Origin of the sequence: Bacillus sp. FSL M7-0003 (genome assembly GCF_038628485.1) — a bacterium.
GTDB classification, from domain to species: domain Bacteria; phylum Bacillota; class Bacilli; order Bacillales; family Bacillaceae; genus Bacillus; species Bacillus safensis.
Window position 1 is genome coordinate 2,093,083 of sequence record NZ_CP152024.1, and the last position, 22,964, is coordinate 2,116,046.

The following is a 22,964-nucleotide window of genomic DNA, read 5'->3' on the forward strand; positions in this document are numbered from 1 at the left end:
CTGCTCACCCTTTTTATTTTCTCGCTCTCGCAAATATTTTAATTGGTGTTCCTTCAAAACCAAATGCATCTCGAATGCGGTTTTCTAGGAAACGCTCATAAGAAAAGTGCATAAGCTCTGGATCGTTGACAAACACAACGAAGGAAGGAGGCTTAATGGCCACCTGTGTTGCATAGTAAATCTTTAGGCGCTGTCCGTTATGGGTCGGCGTTGGATTCATCGCCACCGCATCCATGATGATATCATTTAAAATATTGGTTTGAACGCGCATTGCATGGTTTTCGCTTGCTGTGATAATGGACGGCATTAATGTATGAATTCTCTTTTTCGTAAGAGCAGACATAAACAAGACAGGTGCATAATCAAGGAATTGAAAATGCTCGCGGATGTTTTGCTCAAATTCCTTCATCGTACGCTCATCTTTTTCAACAGCATCCCATTTGTTCACAATGATGACAACAGCTTTACCAGCTTCGTGTGCATAGCCAGCAATTCGTTTATCCTGCTCAATAATGCCTTCCTCGCCGTCAAGTACAACAGCGACAACATCAGAGCGGTCAATGGCTTTTAATGCACGAAGTACACTGTATTTCTCTGTTGTTTCATATACTTTCCCTTTTTTCCTCATACCTGCTGTATCAACAATGACAAAGTCACGCTGATTGTACGTAAACATCGTATCGACAGCATCTCTTGTTGTACCAGCGATGTTACTGACAATAACGCGGTCTTCTCCGAGCATCGCATTCACTAAAGAAGATTTCCCTACATTCGGACGGCCAATTAAGCAGAACTGGACAACTTCTTCATCATATTGCGTATCCGGTAAATTCTTAAAATGTTCTGCCACTGCATCAAGCAGATCACCAAGACCTAATCCGTGTGTTCCAGAAATCGGATACGGCTCGCCAAATCCGAGTGCATAAAAGTCATACACGTCGCTTCTCATTTCAGGGTTGTCCAGTTTATTGACAGCAAGTACAACTGGCTTTTTCGTGCGATATAAAATTTTTGCGACTTCTTCATCCGCAGATGTCACACCATCTCGGCCATTCACCATAAAGATAATGACATCCGCTTCATCCATTGCGATTTCTGCCTGATGGCGAATTTGCGCCAAGAATGGCTCATCTCCAATATCAATTCCACCAGTATCTATTAAATTAAAGTCATAATTTAACCATTCAGCAGAGCTATAGATTCGATCTCTTGTTACACCAGGTGTGTCTTCTACAATCGATATTCTTTCGCCTGCGATTCGATTAAAAATTGTAGATTTTCCAACGTTGGGCCTTCCAACAATGGCTACGACAGGTTTACCCATAGTACCCTTCCTTTCAATCCAGCCGCGATTCAATATGTTCATCATCATGTTTCAACCGGGATTTATAATTTTCATTCAGTTTTATGAAATAAACCCTTCAAACATGAAGGGTTCAACTTATATATTATATCAATTTTTAATCAGACCACAATGAATAACTTAAAAATGTTTGACAATCAAGTAAAGATCTTCTCCAATGCCGTGTGCAATTCCATCTAAAATGGCCTCTAAATTCATGGCATACATGTCGAGCTCTTCTTTATTTTCACAGAAAAAAACCGCTGTTCCGCCAATGACCCGCTCTTTATTAGTTGTTGCCACAGCCAATATAAATTGTTCAATGGTGTTCGCCATGCCCTATTACCTCACTTTCTTTTTAATGAAATCTGTCGGCATTCTTATGGCATTTTCTAAAATAGGCACCTCTTCTAATACACGGACAGCCAAATCTTCACGCTGCCATTGCGGTAAAATGAACACACCAAGTGTACCGGTATTCAGATCACGTTTTGCGAGTGGACAGAGCGATGGTTCACCAGAATCGCGGTACACGCCAAGCACGTTCGATAAATCAAATAAAATGGCTTGCCGCTGTCCAAGGTTAGCAATCGTTGTAGCAGAGTTGAAATTTTTCGGCGTCAAAATAAAACCCATCCCATGCTCTAAAATGAGCTTTTGCTTTTCAGGCAGCCCGATATTCATAATATATATATCATTTACATAAAGCCCTGCCCCATCAAAGTGAAGTTCCCCTTTTTGAATGCTGACGATATCCTTTAATTGACTGCCTGACATTAATAGCTTTGCCATGAAAAAACAAAGAATACCGACTACTGTTCCAACAACAAGCGAGAAGAAAATACAGGCTGTCGTTGTAATAAGTGCAGTGAGAATCGCAATATAATTTCGACTTTCAAAGGCAATGGCAATGCCTTCTATATATGTACTGCCTCGTGAGACAAGCTCATACGAATCCATTTGGGTTAACGTATTTCTTTCCATATTTCGGACATCTCGAAATTGCGTGGCTGCCAAAGTGAGAAAGGTAATCGCTGTAAATTCCTCCTGAATTAGTGCAGGCATAATGATCGCACCTAATCCTGACGCAATAAAACCAAGTGCAATGTGAATCACTTGTCCATGAATATACGTAGGGTATTGCCGGTAATCCGTTCTTAACATGTAAAGTCTGGCCGCCATCCCAAAGATGACACCAATAATCACAGGAAACGTATAGTCTGTCATGTTGATTTTGCAGCCCCTTTTACTGATTTTCTTGATGAACGGGCGTTCAAGAGCTTTTCAAACTGATCGACACCTAATAGGAAGACGGCTCCTTGTACAACGAAGGAAAGAAAAGAGAGATCCCCTATGACAATTGATGATGTGAGGCGGTGAATCGTCAGCGCATAAAGGGCTTCGCCGAGACATACTGACATCATCCATAAGGTGATTCTTTCCGTTAACGGCTGTCCATATGTCAAACACATTAAGATCAGCAGGGCAAATACGACCCAATCCACCTTTATTATCGTGAACCAAACAGGGTCATATAATGCAAATATCATAAAAAAGGCATACGCGCTCACCATCGAGCCCAATTGCATGATTCTCATCATTCGGTAACTAGGCCTGAATATGACGAAAGCAGCACATGCATATAAAAAAGTCATCAAGAAACCCGCATTGATGCTTATATCTAAAACGGATATCATGACATGACTGAATATAATATGGACAAGTACACAGATGCCCAGCACGGTGCGCCACAAACTTTTTTCCATGATAAATGTCACCATAATCCAAACGAACCATATAGACCAATAATAGTACAAAGCCTCCAACGCCTCATCACCTCAATTACATTATGGGAAAATCTCCAATTTTTAAACATGCGGATCGTTACCGGCTTTGTATGAAATAAACAAGAGGTGACACCCTAATAACCTGAGGAGGGATACATGATGGGAAAAGATAGACAGGAAAAGCGTTTAAAGGCGTCAAAAAGAGTGGAATCTGACCGCGATCAATCCATTCATCATAAGGGTGCAACAGCATTAGAAGGTCCAGAAAGCGCTCGAAAAAGAAATCAATAAAAAAAAGGCATGTGATCATGACATGCCTTAGATTTGTTGACAAAGGGCTAAAATGATGTTTATTTTAGCCCTTTGTCTTCTTTTCAGCGTGATAGAAAACCTTTGCAGCCCTAGGAAGGACGAGTACCGGAGCGGAGCGAATTGGACATTCGTGAGCACCGGCACGCAGGACTGACACCGAATGCGAGGGTTTGTCTACGCGCTGAGGCATGTGATATCACATGCCTCTCTTACTATAGTACGTTGTGTCAACGCCTCTTTCTTTGAGCCAATGACTTGTTTCCCCTGAGATCACAACTTGAGCCTGTCTCAGTTCTTCAATCGTCTTCACGCCAAGCACTGTCATCATCATCTTGATATCTTCTTGAAGTTCCATGATATCTGCGATGAGGCCGCTTTCTCCTCCACTGGTCAATGATTTTAAGAAAAATCCAGCTAGACCAGCAGCAGATGCGCCAAGAGCCATTGATTTGGTTACATCAAGAGCATCTTGAATACCTCCGGAGGCTAAAATCGTTTGATTCGGAAAGGCTGTATGTACTTCAGCAAGACTCGCTGCAGTTGGAATTCCCCATTGATCAAAATAACGAAGTGCTTTTTGGCGGCGGAGATTTTCAATCTTAGAAAAGTTCGTTCCACCAAATCCGCCTACATCAACGGCTGCAACCCCAGCATGGAATAACTTTCCTGCCGTCTCCTTACTCATGCCAAATCCGACTTCTTTTACAACAACAGGCACACCAACAGATTCAACGATAGCTGCAATCCGCTCAAGCGCCCCCCTGAAATCGCGATCGCCTTCAGGCATGACAATCTCTTGGATGACATTCAGATGAATTTGGAGCATATTTGCCTCGAGCATGTTGACTGCTTCTTGAGCTTGCTTCATTGTCGCTTCACTGCCTAAATTCGCAAATACAATTCCATCCGGATTGACTTTACGAACGACTTCATATGTTCGTCTTTCTTCTTTATCTTTCAGTGCAGCCATTTGTGATCCAACTGCTACTGGGATATTGGTCTCCTTCGCTGCGATCGATAAAGAGCGGTTGATCTCATAGGTGGATTCTCCGCCTCCGCCAGTCATTGCATTGATAAAAATTGGCGAACCGAAAGTCAGTCCGCCAATTGTCGTATGTGTATCAATTTGTGATGTCGCAAGATCTGGTAAACTGGCGTGAACGAAGGAAACATCATCTAAACCTGTTGCTGCATGCTGGCCAGTGGACAACGCATGCTCAATATGCTGCTTCTTTCTTTCTGCTCGCGTCAATTTTGATCACCAAATTATTTTAGTTTATTGAGTTTATCGCCGATCAGGTCACCAAGCTGGAAGCCGCTTGTGTTTTCTTCTTTCGTCTGATACTGACGATAATCCTCTTCGATTTGTTTTTCAGGATTTTCTTCTAAATCACGGATGCTTAGTGAAATGCGCTCTTCGTCTTCATTCACATCAAGCACTTTCACTTTCACAGTCTGCCCTTCTTCAAGGACTTCTTGCGGCGTGCCGATATGTTTATGAGAGATTTGGGAAATATGCACAAGCCCTTCTACACCTGGCAGAATTTCAACAAATGCACCAAAGCTCACAAGACGTTGAACGGTTCCTTCAAGCACATCACCTTGTTTTACCTTTTCACCAATTTGGCTCCAAGGTCCTGGTAATGTTTCTTTAATAGATAGTGAGATACGTTCGTTATCACGATCAACAGCAAGTACTTTGACCTTGACTTCCTGTCCTTCTTCTACTACGTCAGATGGCTTTTCAACATGCGCATGGGATAGTTGAGAAATGTGAACTAATCCATCAATGCCGCCAATGTCAACAAATGCACCAAAATCAGTAAGCCTCTGCACTTTACCATCAATCACACTGCCTACTTCAAGCTTTTGCAGGAAGTCTTGCTTTTTGTCTAATTGCTCTTGCTCAACGACTGCACGGTGCGAGAGAATCACGCGATTTTTTTCGCGGTCAAGTTCTACCACGACAAGTGAGAGTGTTTTCCCTTTGTAATCTGTGAAGTCTTCTACATAGTGTGCTTCTACAAGAGATGCAGGAATAAATCCGCGCACACCAATGTCAACGACAAGACCACCTTTTACAACGTCTTTTACTTCAGCTTCAAATACTTCTTTTGTTTCAAACTTTTTCTCTAGGTCTTCCCAAGCGCGGTCTGCATCAACAGCACGTTTAGATAAAATCAAAGCATCGTCTTCGACCTTTGTTACTTTAAGCTCTAACTCGTCGCCATCTTTCACGACATCTGATGCTTTTTCAACGTGAAGACTTGATAATTCACTGATTGGGATGATACCAGGTTGTTTCACATTGACGATATCTACATTGACATGCTTGTCCTCAACTTTAGAAACAATCCCTTTCACTACATCTCCAACCTCTGGTACCTGAACATCGATTTGATTCATTTCCTCTGTCATTTCGATAACCTCCTTGGTCCAAACCTACACAGCTTAGTTAAAACGACTGGGCGAATATGTGTCTTAAGCATGATGATTGCCAGCCGAATATGTATTATAGAAACATTCAAATCAATATAATTGCTTGAATGATCAATAAAAATAGTATTAGTATAAACTTCTAATAAAAGACCTTGTTTGTCAAGAGATAAACCTCTAACTTATAAAAGTTTTCTAAAATTTCTTACTGTTTCTCCACGCGGTCTGCTGCATCTAAAATTTTCCCTGCCACCTCTTGAATAGAAAGGGAAGTGGTGTCAATTTCAATGGCGTCATCTGCTTTCTTCAAAGGTGAAACTTCGCGCTCAGAATCAAGCTTATCGCGTCTTGCAATCTCTTCAATCAGCTGATCGTAATTGACATCGTAGCCTTTTTTCTGATTCTCTTCAAAGCGGCGTTTTGCTCTTTCTTCTACTGATGCAAGCAAGAAAATTTTCACTTCAGCATCTGGAAGTACGTGAGTGCCTATGTCTCTTCCGTCCATAACGACGCCGCCTCGTTTGCCAAGCTCTTGCTGCCTGCGGACCATTTCTTCCCGAACAGCTCTGTGCTTTGCAACAACCGATACTTGGTTGCTTACGCGGTCTGTGCGAATATCCTCTGTGACATCCGTATTGTTTAGATGGACTTTTTGACCCTCGTCTGTTGTGACTAGTTCAATGACCGTTTTTTTCAGTAATGAATCAAGTGCCTGTTCGTCTTCAAGGTCTACACCTTGATTGAGTGCCGCAAGTGTAATCGCGCGGTACATAGCACCTGTATCAATATAAATATATGATTTTTTGGCTGCGACAATTTTTGCCACAGTGCTTTTGCCTGCTGCTGCAGGACCGTCAATTGCAATAGATAATTTCTTTTTCATAATACCTCTCCTTGATTGAATCTCCCTTATGAATTGTAACACGATCACCGCTCAAACGGGGGAATTTTCTATCAATCCTTCTGCTTAAACGTTTCAATCCATTCTTCAATGCTCATGTTGTTCACACCCTCATACTGCACGACTTTTGACAAAAAAAGTTCTCCTTTCGTCAAATGAAGTGTGATCTGAACAGTGAGCAATAAAACAAGCTGAATGAGCACCACTTTCAATAACCATCTTTCCATTGTCTTCATACAAAAAGCCTCCACGCTAGATTCTTTCCTCTCTAGTATGGAAGCTTTTTACACCCTTTATTCTTATGCTTTTTTCACACGTGTTAAAAGCTGCTGCTGGAAGCAGTATTTCATGATGTGCTGCTGGTGCTCATTTGTGATCTCTGAAAACTCCATGATCGCTCTTTTTTTGCCAGACTGTTCATCTTCATATACTCGATTCATCTCTGCAACCGCTTTTATTTTCACGGGCTCTTTTAGGGGAAGTTCAAACTCTGTGACCACTTCTCCATATTCTTTCAATGACACGCCCTCAGGAACAGAGATTGCTACGCCGCCAGCACTCATATTTACAATAAACGTCTCAAAGGCCTCTTCGTCCGTTTGCATGATAGTAGCTTTGACCATCGTATCCACTCTCAGATATTCTCTTCGCTGAAGGCGAATCATTTCTTCTTTTGGCGGAATGGAAATGACAATCATCGGAATATCTTCTTTTCTTTTTCCGATGACTTCGCTTGTACATTTGTATGGAATTTGGTTTTCGTCAAAAAAGAAGACGGTGATTTCTGTTTGCTGGTTTAAGTAGATGGTGCGTCCCGTTTCTTTATCAGCTGGATAATTAATGCAAATATCATCGTTATTATTTTCCAAAACCTTCGATTTTGCTGTTTTCACTTCTTTGTTCTCATTGACATATTCAATTGTGATTGCATCCCCTATTTGTAACATTCCTCATCACTCTTTTCATCTGTGAAATCGTATCCTCTCCTATATTAAACCATGTCTAAAACAAAAGGAAAAGACTTATTAGCCTTTTCCTCGTTTCCTTTTCTATAGGTCTTTATATATAGGTTCTGCGTTTTTTAGTTTATCTACTCGTTCTTCTTTTCCAGTATCTGCATTAATGAACATGCGATACGTATCGTTTTTTATCGTTCCGAGGAACTCATAGCACAGAACTTCCTCTGACATATCATTTTGCACAATCGCTAAATGAGTATCTTCGATCTTTACATGCTGATTTAATGTTTTCTTCGCTTCTTTTTGCGAGATTTTAGGTGCTTTAATGTCGCGTGTTTTATGATTCGTTAAGTAATCCTTCGCTGAAAACCCAACAACCTCACCATCGTCCAATGCGACTTTCATGCGTATACTATCTGGATAAAGCAGAACATTTTTCTGAAGAGGAACATAGGTAAATACACCGATATTATCAAATTGTGCACTTTCATCTAAATGGAACGATTCTGTGTCAAACCCTTGCTTCTTTAGGAAGCTGAGTGCTTTTTCTGATGCCTCATTCAAACTGATTTTCTGTTTTTTCACGTCACGATTCTGAAGTAGGTAGACTGGGTGTCCTCCTTTTTCAGTTAAGTCTAGATAAAAGTTTGCATGGCTGTCTGGATCAGACATCGATAAGCTGTACACGTCGCGATTGGTTTTGCTGCCGCTTTTTCTCACTTTAAAATGTTGATTATGGTCTGGTGTGAATTGTTGTGCAATGCGGATCGCTTCTTTTTTTGAAATCTTATCGCCTTTTAAATGATTGTAGCCTTGTGTTTCTTTTTCTGTGGACACATTTGTAGGCCCAAGATCGACATCTGCAAATGCATCTGCATTTCTCTCGACTGTTTTCAGCCCGTCAATAATGGTGTTGTCGTTCTTTCGATCGCCGTCAGCGAGCGCCATTTCAACATCCATCCATTTTAAGTTTTTATTAAGTACGAGGTGCTGCACTTGTCTAAGTTCGTTTTGGATATCTGACGCTTGATTATATAGAGCTGTAATGGTTTTGTGCGTATCTTTATTTAATGGTTCATCTGATAAAGATTTGACTGATGATTTGTAGCTAAAATCTCCGACATTCGCCAGGAATTCTTCCGTTTTATTAAAAGGCATCAATGTAAGCGGGAGCTGGCTGACATTGTTATGCGCTTCTGATGACATTCTCCATACATCTGCAAGTGCTGGTGAGATGGATGTTTGGCTGTTCATCGCAAGTGTTGCGCCCAGTTTGTCATGCAGCTGATCCACCTGATACGTTAAATCATGGAATGCTCTTTGGTAGTTGTTCTCAGCATGAAGCAGTACGGCGTCTTTTTCTTGATGTTCTTTATAGCCCCAGTAACCTGTTGAGATGACAGCAATTCCTAAAATAGCAATCAATATTCCTCTGATCATTTATTTACACCTCTTTTTATTCGCAGAATATATGTTTCCCGATTCGTTTAATTTGTGGTCTTCCCCAAATCCATGGACTTGTTGCTGTATCAGGATTAAAGTAATAGATGGCGCTCTCAGATGGATCCCAGCCATTGATTGCATCAAATACAGCTTTTTTTGCCGTTTCATCTGGCGTCATATAAAATTGCCCATCTGCTACAGCAGTAAACGCAAGCGGTTCAAAAATGACTCCTGCGATCGTATTTGGAAAGGTCGGATTGTTCAAACGGTTTAAGATAACGGCCGCGATGGCCACCTGTCCTTCATACGGCTCACCTCTTGCTTCACTGTACACAGCTTGCGACAAGAGCTGAATGTCATTACTAGAAAAACCACCAGGCATGTTGGCTGCTGTCTGTTTTGGTGTTTGATTTCCCTGCTGGCTGCCTGACTGATTGCCAGACTTCCCAGATGATCCACCTTGACTTTTTTGATTTTCGTTTGTACCTTGGGCTGTCTTTTTTTGCGAGCTTCTTTGCGCAGGAGCCTTTGTTTGCTGATCAAGAGGCTTCCCGCCATAATGGGTAAACTGGTTCCCTTCCTGCAGCTGCTTTTGAACAAACTCTTTGTAGTATTTCGTCTTTTGAACTAATAAGCTTTTTGTTTTCTCACCTACAAGTCCATCGACCTTCTTCATGCCAAATTGGCTTTGAAAGTTGCGAACGGCCCAGTACGTCCCCCAGCCATAGACGCCATCGATTTTGCCATTGTAAAAACCATTGTATTGGAGCCGCGCTTGCAGCTCGACTACATCTTCTCCTGTTGCCCCGCGCTGGATGACTTGGGCGGTGAAGGCTTCACTTTTACTGACTGTCAAAAGTGAAGACGCAAGAAGAACGATTGAGAAGATAAGAACAATTTGTTTCATGAAACGAGCTTTATCCATATTTGATCCTCCTGTACTTTTGATGTTTGAATATATGTTTCTTCCGATCCCTATTTTTATACATTCAACACAGGAGAGAATTGGATGGAAAAGACAAAAAAACGCCCTATAAACAAATAGGACGTTTTCCAAAATTAAATTTGCACCATTTTTACCGCACGGGCTTTTTTTGCTTTCCTTAAACCAAACCACCATAAAAAAATCATGAACGGCACCATGATATATCCCCAGTTTTTCATCCCTAATAGAATGAAATCATACAGGCCGTGAAACAGCACAGGGAGCGTTAAAGAAAGGATCAGCCATTTGCGCTGCTCTTTTTTATCAGAGAAGCGGGCTTTTCCGATATAAAAACCCATCACAACACCAAATAATGCGTGACTTGATACAGGTAATAAAGCACGGGTAAACGCATATTCGACCCCGTGACCGACTAAGTAAAGGATATTTTCAAGTGTTGCAAAACCAAGTGAGACACTCGTTCCATACACAATTCCGTCATAGTGTTCGTCAAACTGGGCATGTGCATAAACGCTGACCATTAAAATAAACCATTTTAATGATTCCTCTAAAAAGCCCGACGTCACAAATGAAATCAAGATAGGGTTTGTTGCGATATTTTCCTCTTGAAGGACATATTGAATAAACATGGTTGGAAACACAAGTATGACACCTAGCATAAAAGATCTGATGACCATGTGAACCGGCTCATTGTCGTACTGATCTTTCAAATAAAAATAACTTAAAAGTGCGATGCCGGGAGCTAAACCTGCTGAGATGATTGCGATCATAACCAGACCTCTTTCCCTACATTATCCTTCATTATCGTACCATGATTTACCCTTTTTTTATATGACTCGGGCCCATTTTTCTAAAAATATCTTTCTATATAATCCCAATTTATATAAAAAAGAACCGAACCCCTTTGAAGGATTCAGTTCATTTTTTATCCGTTGATTCTTTTGTTGATTTCTTCTGCAATGAGTCCGCCATGAAATCTTCCATTTTCAATGAAAATTTCATTGGCATTATTTCCAGCAGCAATGACTCCCGCAATGAAAATACCTTCAACATTCGTTTCCATCGTCTGTTCATCAAATGCTGGACGGCCTGATTCTGGATCAATCGTGACACCCATTTTTTCTAAGAAAGAATGATCTGGGTGATAGCCAGTCATAGCAAATACATAGTCACTTTTCACTCGATCCGTTTGATTTTCCTGGTTTGTAAAGATCACATCTTCTTCTGTGATTTCTTTCACCTGCGCACCAAACTCCATTCGAATTGTTCCATTACGGACAAGCGCTTCAAACTCTGGTAGTATCCAAGGCTTGATGCTGGATGAATATTCAGTTCCTCTATACAGCACAGTGACTCTGCTTCCGCATTTCACAAGTTCTAGCGCAGCATCCACACTGGAGTTCTTTCCGCCGATCACCGTCACATCTTTATCAAAATATGGATGTCCTTCTTTAAAATAGTGATATACGTGGGGAAGGTCTTCTCCTTTGACGTTCATATAGTTTGGATGATCATAGTAGCCAGTCGCAATGACGACGTAATCACATGAATAGTTGTCTTTTGATGTATTTACCGTAAAACGGCCATCTTGTTTCGTCACGGCGTTTACTTTTTCAAAAGCATGTACACGCAGTTTTTTTCGTCTGACGACCTCTCGGTAATAAGAAAGTGCCTGAATACGAACGGGCTTACGGTTCTCAGTAATAAAAGCGACATCACCGATTTCAAGCTTTTCACTTGTACTAAAAAAGGTTTGATGTGTTGGGTAATGATAAATACTGTTCACGACATTCCCCTTTTCAATCACAAGTGCATCAATCCCAATTTGCTTGAATGCGATGGCAGCTGATAACCCGCATGGGCCGCCTCCTATTATGATCGCTTTTTCTTGTTTCATTTGTTCCACTCCTGTCATTTCACTGCAATAACAATTGCCGGGCTGTTTGATTCTTTGTTCCATTCCATAAAAAAATCTCCTATTTAAGGATAGGAGATTTTAAGGCGCGATGCAAATCAGCCGCTTAAATCCAGCCTCTGAATCGAGAAGCTTCAGCCATTTTACGTACACCGACCATATATGCAGCAAGACGCATATCAATTCGGCGGTTTTGCGCCATTTCATAAATATTATTAAATGATTTCACCATCATATCTTCTAAACGAGTTTCAACTTCTTCTTCTGTCCAGTAAAACCCTTGGTTATTCTGAACCCATTCAAAGTAAGAAACAGTTACACCACCCGCGCTCGCAAGCACGTCTGGAACAAGCAGTACACCACGATCTGAAAGAATTTTGGTTCCTTCCAGTGTCGTTGGACCGTTTGCTGCTTCTACGACAATTTTGGCTTTAATGTTTGCCGCATTATCTTCTGTGATTTGGTTTTCAATGGCTGCAGGTACTAAGATATCACAATCCAGTTCAAGCAGCTCTTGGTTTGTAATTGTATCGTTAAATAGTTTAGTGACGGTTCCAAAGCTGTCACGTCGGTCAAGCAAGTAGTCAATGTCTAGACCATCTTCATCGTATAATCCGCCGTATGCATCTGAAATCCCTACGATTTTTGCTCCAGCATCATACATGAATTTAGCTAAGTAGCTTCCTGCATTTCCGAATCCCTGTACGACAACACGAGCTCCGTTAATGTCAATTCCTTTTTTCTTCGCCGCTTCTTTGATGCAGATCGTCACACCTTTTGCTGTTGCAGTATCACGTCCGTGTGATCCTCCAAGAACAATTGGTTTTCCTGTAATAAATCCTGGCGAGTTAAACTCATCAATTCTAGAATATTCATCCATCATCCATGCCATAATTTGAGAGTTTGTAAACACGTCTGGTGCTGGAACATCTTTTGTTGGTCCAACGATTTGACTGATGGCGCGAACATAGCCGCGGCTTAGTTTTTCAAGCTCTCTGAATGACATTTCTCTTGGATCACAGATAATACCGCCTTTTCCTCCGCCATAAGGAAGATCCACAATTCCACATTTTAAACTCATCCAAATTGAAAGCGCTTTTACTTCTTTTTCCGTAACGTTCGGGTGAAAACGGATTCCGCCTTTTGTTGGACCGACAGCATCATTGTGCTGTGCACGGTAACCAGTGAAAATTTTCACGGATCCATCGTCCATACGTACTGGAATTTTGACCGTTAATAGACGAATTGGCTCCTTCAGCAATTCATACACTTCCTGCGGATACCCTAATTTGTCTAGCGCTTTATGTATGACGGTTTGAGTTGACTTTAAAACATCTAGCTTATCTTCTGCGTTATGAGCGGCGTTTTGATCGGCTGCCATTAAAATAAACCCCCTAGAAATCTTTCATGATCTACTGCTCCCTTTCAAGCAATAGTATACACCTTCGTACTGGTAAAGCAAAGGTAAAAAGCGTTTTTTATCAAAATAAAATATCAGCGTTTATAAATATAAAAAAGGATATAAAAAAATACTGTTGTTTCATCACAACAGTATTAAATATAATAGATAAAAGTGATTAAAAATACATTTGAATCGTTTTCACAGCATCGTCTTGCATGATCACTTTTCCATATTCTTTTAGCCGGTGGATGGTGAGTGTCGTAGGTGAGCCAAACTCTGCTAAAATCGAAATGACTGTATCAGCAGATAATTCTCCAACATCATCCAGGCTGAGGTAATATTGACCTTCATAATGGTAAACTGTACCCCCTAAAAGTCCAATACGACTTAAACTATGGGACAGTTGAATCACATCTTCAAACGAGGCAAATTGATAGAGCACATGCTTACTCTCGTCGAGCTTGACTTGCATCTCAATGTAATCTTCATCAAACTCATCATCAGCATCTTCCTGCTGACTCTTTGTGACAATGACGACCATCCCCTGCGCCTGAAGAGAAAATACTTCAACAGCAATCGGTCCATTCGCTTCAAAACCGAGCTCCTGATTCGCCTCGTTCATCATGTCTTTAAACAGCTGATGGACTTTGAACGAATCTTTCCAAAGGTCTTCTTTCGTAAGACCTCGGTCTGTCAGGTCATCTAGTGTGAGAAAAATTTTGATTTTATTATAATTCAGACGCTCCAGTCGCATAACGTTCCCTCCTGCCTCTTCTAAACACACATCATACTGTAGTATATGAGATGATGAGTCATAGGTTCTTAATTTTGTATTCAGTTTACACTGTGTCAAGACGGAAGACAAGCATGAAGCTATGCTTACAGTGACTTTTATGGAAAATATTGAGGGTGCCGCAAGTTAACGCGTTTTTAGAGGCATTAAATAGATCAGATGGGTTTCTGGTTCTGCTCCGAGACGCATGGGAATTTTTGTTGTCCCGTAGCCATTACTAATGAGAAAGAACGCACCTTTGACCTGGCCTGTTCTTCCTTTTTCATATGGACCAAATTTCCCAATTCGGATCTGTCCCCCATGCGTATGACCGCTCAGGACAAGGTCGATTCCCTCTTCTTCACTCATCAAATGATGCACATCTGGATTGTGTGATAAGAGAATATTGACATCATCTTTCACAAACTCAGGCCGTATGGCTTCATAATCTGCTTTTTCAAGCCGAATATCATCAATTCCTCCGATTTTAATTCGCTGTCCTTCGAAATTCCATACAGCCGTTTCATTTTGCAAAGTCGTGACATCGTATGCATGAAGAATTTCTTTAAACCTTTGCTGGTGCAGCTCATGATCATTATTTCCCCAAACAAAATAAACCGGCGCAATTCTTGATAAACGTTTCACATTTTCTTCAATCCTTGCGTAGGGCACACCTTTTTCTGCTAAATCTCCGCCAATCATAATCACATCTGGCTCTTCCTGTCTGATTTCTGCTAATAAAGTGTCACTGATGAGACGTCTGTGTGTATCAGAAATAAAGAAAATGACAGCAGGCCGGTCTGATTGAAGTGCTTCTATTGTAAAATAATGCTTTTTGATGTTGTTTTGTTTTGCCGTTTTCACCATTTTTGCCGTTACACACACACCTGTTGTAACAGCCGCAATGGCGGCAGTAAATCCGATGGCATATTTCATCACAAATGGCTCCCTTACGTATCTTTCTTTCATAAGACGCTTGAAAGAAAAAAGACGTTTCAACTGTTAAACGTCTTTTTTCTCATTTATTTACTTTCATAATAGAGATTAATGTCATACTGCTTCTGCATATAGTGAAAAACCGTCTCGCGCTCTTTCCACTGATTTGACTGCGGCCATAAATCTGTGCTTTTTTGTATAATTTCACATCGAAGCCGATGATATTCATCCTCAGCCTTTTCTTCTTTTTTCTTATAGTAATAAGATGCGTAAAAAGCAAAGACCTCGGCCATGATCCAAAACAGAAATACTTCATGCCCAAGCAGTGTGGCAATCATGGCTTCCGGCTGAAGCGAGCCGCCTCCCGCATTTGCCGTGATCACAAAATAAAACAAAAGAATGGCCAGCGATAGAAGGGCTGTCCATTGCCATCTTTTGCACTGCTTGGCAAAACCCTCATATTTATGCTTTCTTTTGATCAATGTTTCCATCATCTTCTGCGTCGGCTGATCCATATATCGGCTGATTGCGTGTAATGTCATCACATACACCCTGTCCCTTTTTTCTACATATGTATGTGCGTGCTTCTTCATTCATGTCAGGTGATTAGTTTTCTAGTGGAATATTCAGCACTTGACCACTGTATACGCTGTTACCTTTTAAGTGATTATAGGCTCTAATTTTCTCTTCACCCGAACGGTTTTTGTAATACTTCATTGAAATTCGATACAGGTTTTCCTCTGGACCAACAGTGTGCTGCACGACACGGACTGGCTTTTCTTCCTGCTTCTTTTTCTCTTCGGCTTCTTTTCTTTTTTTCTCTTCCTGCTGCTTTTGCAAGGCTAGTTGCTGCTGTTCACGCTTTTTGGCAGCTTCAGCTCTCGCGCGTTCTTTTTCTTTCGCTGCTTGTTCACGCTCTTCTTTCTCTTTAGCAGCTTTTTCTTTTTTCTTCTGTTCAGCTTTTTCTTTCGATCGCTGTTTTTCTTCCTCTTTCTTTTGCTTCTCATCATCAGACGCATCCGCTTTATCAGCGCTTGAGTCATTTTTTGTTTCGGCAAGTGCTGACGGGACTGGGTCTGTGTCAGCACTTGATGTAGAATCAATATTATATACATCTTGATTATTATTATGGTTGATTTCCTTTGATGTGTAGTAGATCAAAAGGAAGAACACCGTGACGACAATAATAGGAAAGATAATAGCCAGTGTTGTAAACAATGGATTGCGCACCTTTTTCGTGCGCTGCTTTTTATATTCATGGAAATCTTCTCGTGTAGGAAAGTGAGAGTCATCTGAAGGCTCTACTTCTTCTTCAAAAATTTCCTCTACATCGTCATGGATGTTTGTCAGCTGCTCCTTCTTTCTCTTCATTCTCGACATTTCTTCCATGTTCATCCCTCCCCCTATATTTCAAACGAATTTGACAAGCAAAGACTAAGTCAATGACAAAATGGGTCATGACAGGAACAAATAAATTCCCCGTCCACTCGTATAAAAGTCCTAAAAAAATACTAATAGAAACCACAAGGATAAACAAGAGTATTTTTGATAAGTAGCGAAAGTGAAGGAGCGCAAACACAATACTGGCAATTTCCAGTCCAAATTGCTGCTGGACGATCCCTCGGAATAGAATTTCCTCTGAAAAGGCGATGAGCAGTGTTAACCAAACAATATGCGGGATGCTGCGGTTTTTGAACATTTTTTCATTTAATCCGCCATCATCATACATATGAGCAGGAAACACCTTCATGACAATCGCATCCACAATAATCACAACCGCAGCGCCGCCAATTCCATAGGTCAGTATCCGCGCATCTTGGATCTCCCAAAGAGATGTGAAATCTGTCCAATGATCGAACATAAATATACCTAGTAAAAAGGAAATGACCAGCATCAGCAGCTGCGTGAAATACAGCTGTTCTACCACTTGTCGATCGGTTAATTTTTCGATGATCCGGCGATGTTGTTCAATCAATGCTGCGCCTCTTTTGTCAGATGAAACATACGATCCAGCACGGTCTTCCAGTGTTTCATTTCATTCAGCTCCAATGGTTGATCTTTTTTTTCATAATCAGACAGGTCAAGTCCGCAAGAAGAGCAGCAGCTGCCAGAGAATGCGCTCTCTGGTTGATCAAGCTGTTCGTAAAAGTATGATAACAGAGATTGTCTAAAGCAGCCATGATCTGTGATCCGCTCCTTAAATTGCCACACTTTTCTCAGTTTTTCTGTTTGTCTGTCCTGCAATTTCTCTTTCAGTTTCATCAGCAGCACACGCGGCTCGTCAGACTGATACATCCTGTAATAATGGATCAGCATTCTTGCACGTGTCTCCTGAAGCCCTGATTCCATCAATTGTTCACGTAATTTCTTTTCATCATTTGTCTGCATTTGTGTCAGCCTGGCTAAGAAGAAATCAATTTCTGGCTCATCAAAGCCCTCTGCTTGTATTAAATGCTGTTGAATATCCGCATCCTCTTCTGTATATAAAAGAATGCTGACACTCTTTTTCCCGTCCCGTCCTGCTCTTCCAATTTCCTGCATAAATGCTTCAATTGACTGCGGCGGGCTCATATGAATAACAAATCGTATATCTGCTTTATCAATTCCCATTCCAAAAGCACTTGTACAACAAATAAGATCAAGCTGTCCGCTGATAAATTGCTGCTGAATAAGCATACGGTCTCCTGCATCCATCCCGCCATGGTAATACTCTACACGCTGATGGGTTTTTTGTTTCATAATGAGCGCCATATCTTCTGTCATTTGCCGGGTTGGACAATAAATCAGACCGGGGCCCTGCAGATATTCAACAAGCTCAATAGCCCGTTTTTCTTTTGCTTCTTTCGTTTCGTGCGCTTCTTTGACTAAAGCGATGTTTGGCCGGTTGACAGAATGGATATGAAAGTCTGGATGCTGCAATCTTAACGTTTGTACAGTATCTTTTAGCGTTTGTTTTGTTGCAGTTGCCGTCAGTGCTAAGGCGACAGGATGACCTAACGCTTCTCTCCATTCTCCCAGCTTGGAATATTCCGGACGGAAATCATGCCCCCATTCGGATATACAATGGGCTTCATCGACGACGAACAGACCAATATGCATCGATTTGAGCTGTTCTAGCAGCACCTCTGACATTAATGCCTCAGGGGCGACGAATAAAAATTTATATGATGGCAAATGCCGAATGATATGTCGTCTCTCCTGAAAAGACAATGTGCTGTTCAGTGCCGCCACTCGTTTTTCTCCGCGCATTTTCATTCGTTCGACTTGATCCTCCATAAGCGATAACAGCGGCGAAATAATGAGAACTAATCCATCTGTCATATAGCCGGGAATTTGATAGCAGATGGATTTCCCGCCGCCAGTAGGCAGCATGGCCACCGTATCCTTTTGATTCAGTACACTTTGAATAATGTCCTCTTGACCCGTTTTAAATGAGTCGTAACCAAAATATCGCATGAGCGTCTGATGAAGCTTATCCATTTGCTTTCACCATCCTTGTCAGAGCCAATCGTATTTGAAAATAAGTAAATGGATGTTCGAGTTTTTCTTTAATCAGCTTCATCTTATTTGTTTGAAGCTCTCTGGCTACTGCATGAATGGCCTGCTGCTGTTCTTCGCTCACATACGGCTCTATTGAGAAGCTCGGTTCATGTATGGAAAGCTCGACTATATGGTCTTCGATCGTTGCCTTTTTTAAAGAGCGAATGTGAGCAATTTGATCAATATCAAAGCCTTTTTGCACAAGCTCGAGCGTTTTGTGAGTAGAGGTTGTCAGCACGCGTTTGAATTCAAGGTCACCTACGAGCTTTTGCATGAGCTGCGCCTCACCTTTTTGGGCAGCATGAATAAAATAATGGAGGACATTCCAAAAAAGCAGGTACACATACCACACATCTTCTTTTAGCCACTCTGCCATTTGCTGATATGTACGCCCAATTCTTTCATTTGAGGTCAATGAATAAACAAATATCAGCGCCTCTTGATCACTTATATGGCTAAGGAGCTTTTCGAGTTCATGATGCAGCTCTTCCGATAGCTTATTCTTCTCGTGATGCTGTTTTAAGAAGGATTTCGTCCAGCTTTGTACAGATACATCTCTTTGTATTGGGACATATTGATGCGATCCAGCCAGATGGTGAGACAGCACTTGTACAAGTAACGAGAGCCTCATCCATAACACCTTTGCTTTATCATGATATTTGGCACCATGAAAATAAGCGGGCATCGGTTTTTCTGAGAAATACTGGTTTAGCATTTGCTGTCCTGCATCTGTAACAATGAATGTCTCCCCTGCTTTTTTGATGTAGTGCTTTTCGTCAAGCTTTATAGTAGAGCGATTCAGCTGATCCCTCGTAAACCCCGGGTAACAGCCGAAATACTTTGAAAGCTGAAACAAACTGGCATCCTGTATGGTTTGTGATGATTTTTTTCCTTTAAAAAGATGGTAGACAGCACTTATGGAGCGTTCGCCGTTCAATTTATATACGCTGTCCATTAACATGACATCCAAGTAATGAAGAGTCATTCGCCAAAGCACCTGTCTTCCTGACAAAATTCGAATATTTTCTCCCTTTATTTTAACAGATTTCATAGAAGAAGAAATGTTTAAACTCAATTTGTGGGGGAAAGTTATGAACAAACCCTTATGTGATAAGCATTCTCAATCACTTTACAGTTGAAATGTGAAATTAAAATCATTACAATAAGGTTTGAGGAAATTGTTTTTTATCGGTGAAACTAAAAAGGTTAGACCATTTGTTCCATCGAACAATCTGGGAGGTATTTTTTTAACATGGCAAAATATACAATTGTAGACAAAGACACATGTATTGCTTGCGGCGCATGCGGTGCAGCTGCTCCAGACATTTATGATTATGATGATGAAGGCATTGCATTTGTTACGCTTGATGACAACCAAGGGACTGTAGAAGTTCCAGAAGTACTTGAAGAAGATATGCTTGATGCATTTGAAGGATGTCCAACAGATTCAATCAAAGTTGCGGACGAATCTTTCGATGGTGACCCGCTTAAGCATGAATAGTATAAAAGCCCCTTATACAGGGGCTTTTTTTATATTAACTATTTTGAAGTCGGCGTTTATTTTCAAACCATGGACGCATTTTCACAAAAATGAGGCTAAACACGATGGTAATGATGATGCCTTTAATAAGATTAAAAGGCAATATCCCTGCTGTTATCGTCGCCTTGAGCATATTATCCGAAAGTTGAGGTGCATTTAAAAACCATGTGTAAGCCGGCAGAAACAGGAAGTAATTTAAAATACTCATCATCACAGTCATAAGCACTGTGCCCAAGAACATAGACCATACAATTCCCTTTGCCGATTTGATTTTTTTGAAAATGAAGGCCACTGGTAAAATGAACAATACGCCTGCTGTAAAGTTCGCTACTTGATCAACAGGAACACCAGACATACTGCCATGAATGAGATAATGCAGTACATTTTTTAACGCCTCAACAGCAATACCTGCACCCGGCCCATAAATTAAAATCGCAATAATCGCTGGAATATCGCTGAAATCAATTTTCAAATATCCTGGAAGCCCAGGGAACGGGAAGTTTAATAACATTAAAACAAATGAAATACTGCTAAGCATACTGATTACAACTAAACGCTTTACTTTACTTTGATTCAATATTCTCTCTCCTTTTCGATCAAATCTTTCGAAAAGAGGATTGTTCCATTTTAGCCACAAAAAAACCGCCCTTGAAAACAGGAGCGGGGAAATTGGGCTAGACAAATAAACGTGTGAACATCAATGTTTTCAACGTTTATGAACCTCCATCTTCTCCCATCCAGACTATACTGTCGGCTTCGGAATCACACCGAATCCTGCCAAAAAGGCTCGCGGGCTTAGAGACTATGCTCATCACCGCCGGTAGGGAATTGCACCCTGCCCCGAAGATTGATCATTATTCAATTCGACATCATTATATATGATATATGAGCATTTGTACAGATAAAAATCCTGAGCAAATTCATCAGTTTTAAGAAATCGTAAAAAACACAAAAATTCTAATGACAAATGCGCAAAAATTGGTTATCTTTTGTTTAAAGGTGTTCATTCTTTATAAAGACACAAAGAAATGTTCGTGTTTTCTTTTTCACTTTACTGCTTTAATTTGATTGACACAGTGAAAAGGAATATGGTAAATTATCAGATATTTATGACGTTTATTTTAGGAGGAAATCTTACGATGTTTCGAGTATTAGTCTCAGATAAGATGAGCAATGATGGTCTTCTACCACTTTTAGAATCAGATTTTGTTGAAATTGTCCAAAAAAATGTAGCAGAAGCAGAAGATGAATTACACACGTTTGATGCCTTACTTGTCAGAAGTGCCACAAAAGTAACGAAAGAGCTTTATGAAAAAATGACTTCATTAAAAATTGTCGGCCGTGCCGGTGTGGGAGTAGACAATATTGACATTGATGAAGCGACCAAGCATGGCGTCATTGTAATCAATGCACCAAACGGTAATACGATCTCGACAGCTGAGCATACGTTTGCTATGATTTCATCACTTATGCGTCATATTCCGCAAGCCAATATTTCTGTCAAATCAAAAGAATGGAACAGAGGTGCATATGTTGGTGCTGAGCTTTACGGAAAATCTCTTGGGATTGTCGGTTTAGGCAGAATCGGAAGGGAAATCGCCCAGCGTGCAAGAGCATTTGGCATGACAGTCAACGTGTTTGACCCATTTCTCACAAAAGAACGTGCAGAAAAAATTGGCGTCAATGCGAAATCACTTGATGAAGTACTCGAAGTATCAGATATCATTACTGTACATACGCCATTAACAAAAGAAACAAGAGGACTTCTCAATAAAGAAACGATTGCAAAAACGAAAAAAGGTGTTCGCCTTGTAAACTGTGCGCGCGGCGGCATTATTGACGAAGCTGACCTTCTTGAGGCACTTGAAAGCGGCCATGTCGCAGGAGCTGCACTCGATGTATTCGAGGTAGAACCTCCAACTGATAATCCGCTTGTGGATCATCCACACGTCATTGCAACTCCGCATCTTGGTGCCTCTACAAAAGAAGCACAATTAAATGTAGCGGCGCAAGTATCTGAAGAAGTCCTTCAATTTGCAAAAGGCCTTCCTGTCATGTCATCTATTAATCTACCAGCGATGACAAAAGACGAGTTCAAAAAGATTCAGCCTTATCATCAATTTGCAGGAAAACTTGGACGTCTTGTCTCTCAATCCATGAGAGAACCTGTAAAAGAAGTAGGCATTTCTTATGAAGGCTCTATTTCAAAACTCGAAACATCCTTTATCACAAAGAGTCTCCTGTCAGGCTTTTTAAAAGAGCGTGTTGATTCGACTGTGAATGAAGTAAATGCTGGAATGGTCGCAAAAGAACGAGGCATTAGCTTTAGTGAAAAAATTTCTTCCAGCGAATCTGGTTACGAGAACAGTATTTCTATTGAAGTCAAAGGTGATCTTTCAACCTTTACTCTTAAAGCGACTTACATTCCGCATTTAGGGGAACGCGTAGTTTCTATTAATGGCTTTAATATTGATTTTTACCCAGATGGACACCTTGTCTACATCCAGCATACAGATGCACCTGGTGTGATTGGAAAGGTTGGACAGATTTTAGGCGACCATGATGTCAACATCGCAACAATGCAGGTGGGACGTAAAGAAAAAGGCGGCGAAGCCATTATGATGCTTTCTTTCGACAAGCATCTAGAGGACGAAATTGTGAACAAATTAACTGAAGTGCAGGATATTCTTTCTGTCCGCCTGATTGACCTATAAAAAACAGTGATAAACCTCA

The 22,964-nt window shown here is 40.9% G+C and carries 25 protein-coding genes and 1 riboswitch; of the genes, 3 read left to right on the forward strand and 22 right to left on the reverse strand.

The genetic code is table 11. The features are described from left to right. Positions 1 to 13: 13 nt before the first annotated feature. The 4 genes from der to MHI23_RS10600 form a co-directional block, all read right to left on the reverse strand. Positions 14 to 1,324: a ribosome biogenesis GTPase Der gene (der, locus tag MHI23_RS10585; RefSeq protein ID WP_024422815.1), complete on the reverse strand. Its 1,311-nt coding sequence runs from the start codon at positions 1,322 to 1,324 to the stop codon at positions 14 to 16. A 159-nt stretch (positions 1,325 to 1,483) separates the two neighbouring features. After that, positions 1,484 to 1,678, reverse strand: a complete 195-nt coding sequence (locus MHI23_RS10590; protein WP_008344527.1) for a hypothetical protein — start codon at positions 1,676 to 1,678, stop codon at positions 1,484 to 1,486. A 6-nt stretch (positions 1,679 to 1,684) separates the two neighbouring features. Continuing rightward, positions 1,685 to 2,569, reverse strand: a complete 885-nt coding sequence (locus MHI23_RS10595; RefSeq protein ID WP_328699562.1) for a YIEGIA family protein — start codon at positions 2,567 to 2,569, stop codon at positions 1,685 to 1,687. Then, positions 2,566 to 3,108, reverse strand: a complete 543-nt coding sequence (locus MHI23_RS10600; protein ID WP_025093052.1) for a hypothetical protein — start codon at positions 3,106 to 3,108, stop codon at positions 2,566 to 2,568. The genes MHI23_RS10595 and MHI23_RS10600 overlap by 4 nt, the downstream gene beginning before the upstream one ends. A 180-nt stretch (positions 3,109 to 3,288) precedes the next feature. Here MHI23_RS10600 and MHI23_RS10605 point away from each other — a divergent pair, with 180 nt between their 5' ends. Next, a complete protein-coding gene (locus MHI23_RS10605; protein WP_064497540.1) occupies positions 3,289 to 3,420 on the forward strand; it encodes a YpzI family protein in 132 nt (43 codons plus the stop codon). A gap of 217 nt (positions 3,421 to 3,637) precedes the next feature. Here the strand turns inward: MHI23_RS10605 and fni are convergent, their stop codons facing one another. From fni to MHI23_RS10690, 17 genes are all read right to left on the reverse strand, one after another. Continuing rightward, the gene (gene fni / locus MHI23_RS10610; RefSeq protein ID WP_024428084.1) at positions 3,638 to 4,693 is read right to left on the reverse strand and encodes a type 2 isopentenyl-diphosphate Delta-isomerase; all 1,056 of its coding nucleotides are present in this window, start codon (positions 4,691 to 4,693) and stop codon (positions 3,638 to 3,640) included. Between the two features lie 14 nt (positions 4,694 to 4,707). Continuing rightward, complete coding sequence (gene rpsA / locus MHI23_RS10615; protein WP_339239933.1) at positions 4,708 to 5,859, reverse strand: 30S ribosomal protein S1; 1,152 nt, start codon at positions 5,857 to 5,859, stop codon at positions 4,708 to 4,710. A gap of 223 nt (positions 5,860 to 6,082) precedes the next feature. Then, entirely contained in the window at positions 6,083 to 6,760 is a 678-nt protein-coding gene (cmk, locus tag MHI23_RS10620; RefSeq protein ID WP_024428083.1) for a (d)CMP kinase, read from the reverse strand. Between the two features lie 71 nt (positions 6,761 to 6,831). Beyond that, a complete protein-coding gene (locus MHI23_RS10625) occupies positions 6,832 to 7,014 on the reverse strand; it encodes a DUF5359 family protein (RefSeq protein WP_024422820.1) in 183 nt (60 codons plus the stop codon). Between the two features lie 63 nt (positions 7,015 to 7,077). Further along, the gene (locus MHI23_RS10630; protein WP_025093051.1) at positions 7,078 to 7,725 is read right to left on the reverse strand and encodes a flagellar brake domain-containing protein; all 648 of its coding nucleotides are present in this window, start codon (positions 7,723 to 7,725) and stop codon (positions 7,078 to 7,080) included. Positions 7,726 to 7,827: 102 nt separating this feature from the next. Continuing rightward, entirely contained in the window at positions 7,828 to 9,177 is a 1,350-nt protein-coding gene (ypeB, locus tag MHI23_RS10635; RefSeq protein WP_024422822.1) for a germination protein YpeB, read from the reverse strand. Between the two features lie 16 nt (positions 9,178 to 9,193). Continuing rightward, positions 9,194 to 10,105 carry a spore cortex-lytic enzyme gene (gene sleB, locus MHI23_RS10640; RefSeq protein ID WP_056767158.1) on the reverse strand — a complete coding sequence of 304 codons (912 nt, stop codon included), beginning with the start codon at positions 10,103 to 10,105 and terminating at the stop codon, positions 9,194 to 9,196. Positions 10,106 to 10,239: 134 nt separating this feature from the next. Further along, complete coding sequence (prsW, locus tag MHI23_RS10645; protein ID WP_024422824.1) at positions 10,240 to 10,896, reverse strand: glutamic-type intramembrane protease PrsW; 657 nt, start codon at positions 10,894 to 10,896, stop codon at positions 10,240 to 10,242. A gap of 155 nt (positions 10,897 to 11,051) precedes the next feature. Next, positions 11,052 to 12,023, reverse strand: a complete 972-nt coding sequence (locus tag MHI23_RS10650) for a YpdA family putative bacillithiol disulfide reductase (RefSeq protein WP_056767160.1) — start codon at positions 12,021 to 12,023, stop codon at positions 11,052 to 11,054. Between the two features lie 124 nt (positions 12,024 to 12,147). Next, the gene (locus MHI23_RS10655) at positions 12,148 to 13,422 is read right to left on the reverse strand and encodes a Glu/Leu/Phe/Val dehydrogenase (RefSeq protein WP_007500982.1); all 1,275 of its coding nucleotides are present in this window, start codon (positions 13,420 to 13,422) and stop codon (positions 12,148 to 12,150) included. 196 nt (positions 13,423 to 13,618) lie between these two features. Further along, positions 13,619 to 14,197 (reverse strand): genetic competence negative regulator, encoded by a 579-nt coding sequence (locus tag MHI23_RS10660; RefSeq protein ID WP_024422826.1) that lies wholly within the window; start codon positions 14,195 to 14,197, stop codon positions 13,619 to 13,621. Positions 14,198 to 14,362: 165 nt separating this feature from the next. Next, complete coding sequence (locus MHI23_RS10665; RefSeq protein ID WP_025093049.1) at positions 14,363 to 15,151, reverse strand: metallophosphoesterase; 789 nt, start codon at positions 15,149 to 15,151, stop codon at positions 14,363 to 14,365. A gap of 86 nt (positions 15,152 to 15,237) precedes the next feature. Then, positions 15,238 to 15,693, reverse strand: coding sequence for a DUF2663 family protein (locus MHI23_RS10670; RefSeq protein ID WP_025093048.1), 456 nt, complete (start codon positions 15,691 to 15,693; stop codon positions 15,238 to 15,240). A 64-nt stretch (positions 15,694 to 15,757) separates the two neighbouring features. Beyond that, complete coding sequence (locus MHI23_RS10675; RefSeq protein ID WP_041117841.1) at positions 15,758 to 16,540, reverse strand: LysM peptidoglycan-binding domain-containing protein; 783 nt, start codon at positions 16,538 to 16,540, stop codon at positions 15,758 to 15,760. Then, positions 16,485 to 17,126, reverse strand: coding sequence for a CPBP family intramembrane glutamic endopeptidase (locus MHI23_RS10680; RefSeq protein WP_024422830.1), 642 nt, complete (start codon positions 17,124 to 17,126; stop codon positions 16,485 to 16,487). Before MHI23_RS10680 ends, MHI23_RS10675 begins: the two co-directional genes overlap by 56 nt. After that, positions 17,123 to 18,631: an ATP-dependent DNA helicase RecQ gene (locus tag MHI23_RS10685; protein WP_125587281.1), complete on the reverse strand. Its 1,509-nt coding sequence runs from the start codon at positions 18,629 to 18,631 to the stop codon at positions 17,123 to 17,125. Before MHI23_RS10685 ends, MHI23_RS10680 begins: the two co-directional genes overlap by 4 nt. Beyond that, a complete protein-coding gene (locus MHI23_RS10690; RefSeq protein WP_342491951.1) occupies positions 18,624 to 19,676 on the reverse strand; it encodes a helix-turn-helix domain-containing protein in 1,053 nt (350 codons plus the stop codon). The genes MHI23_RS10685 and MHI23_RS10690 overlap by 8 nt, the downstream gene beginning before the upstream one ends. 267 nt (positions 19,677 to 19,943) lie before the next feature. Here MHI23_RS10690 and MHI23_RS10695 point away from each other — a divergent pair, with 267 nt between their 5' ends. Next, on the forward strand, positions 19,944 to 20,192 hold the full coding sequence (locus MHI23_RS10695; RefSeq protein ID WP_008361239.1) for a ferredoxin: 249 nt from the start codon (positions 19,944 to 19,946) through the stop codon (positions 20,190 to 20,192). A 34-nt stretch (positions 20,193 to 20,226) separates the two neighbouring features. Here the strand turns inward: MHI23_RS10695 and MHI23_RS10700 are convergent, their stop codons facing one another. Continuing rightward, a complete protein-coding gene (locus MHI23_RS10700) occupies positions 20,227 to 20,808 on the reverse strand; it encodes an ECF transporter S component (protein WP_024428075.1) in 582 nt (193 codons plus the stop codon). 144 nt (positions 20,809 to 20,952) lie between these two features. After that, positions 20,953 to 21,083: riboswitch (FMN riboswitch) on the reverse strand. Between the two features lie 287 nt (positions 21,084 to 21,370). On the opposite strand from MHI23_RS10700, the gene serA reads away from it, so the two are divergent. Continuing rightward, on the forward strand, positions 21,371 to 22,945 hold the full coding sequence (gene serA / locus MHI23_RS10705; protein ID WP_342491952.1) for a phosphoglycerate dehydrogenase: 1,575 nt from the start codon (positions 21,371 to 21,373) through the stop codon (positions 22,943 to 22,945). Positions 22,946 to 22,964 lie beyond the last annotated feature (19 nt).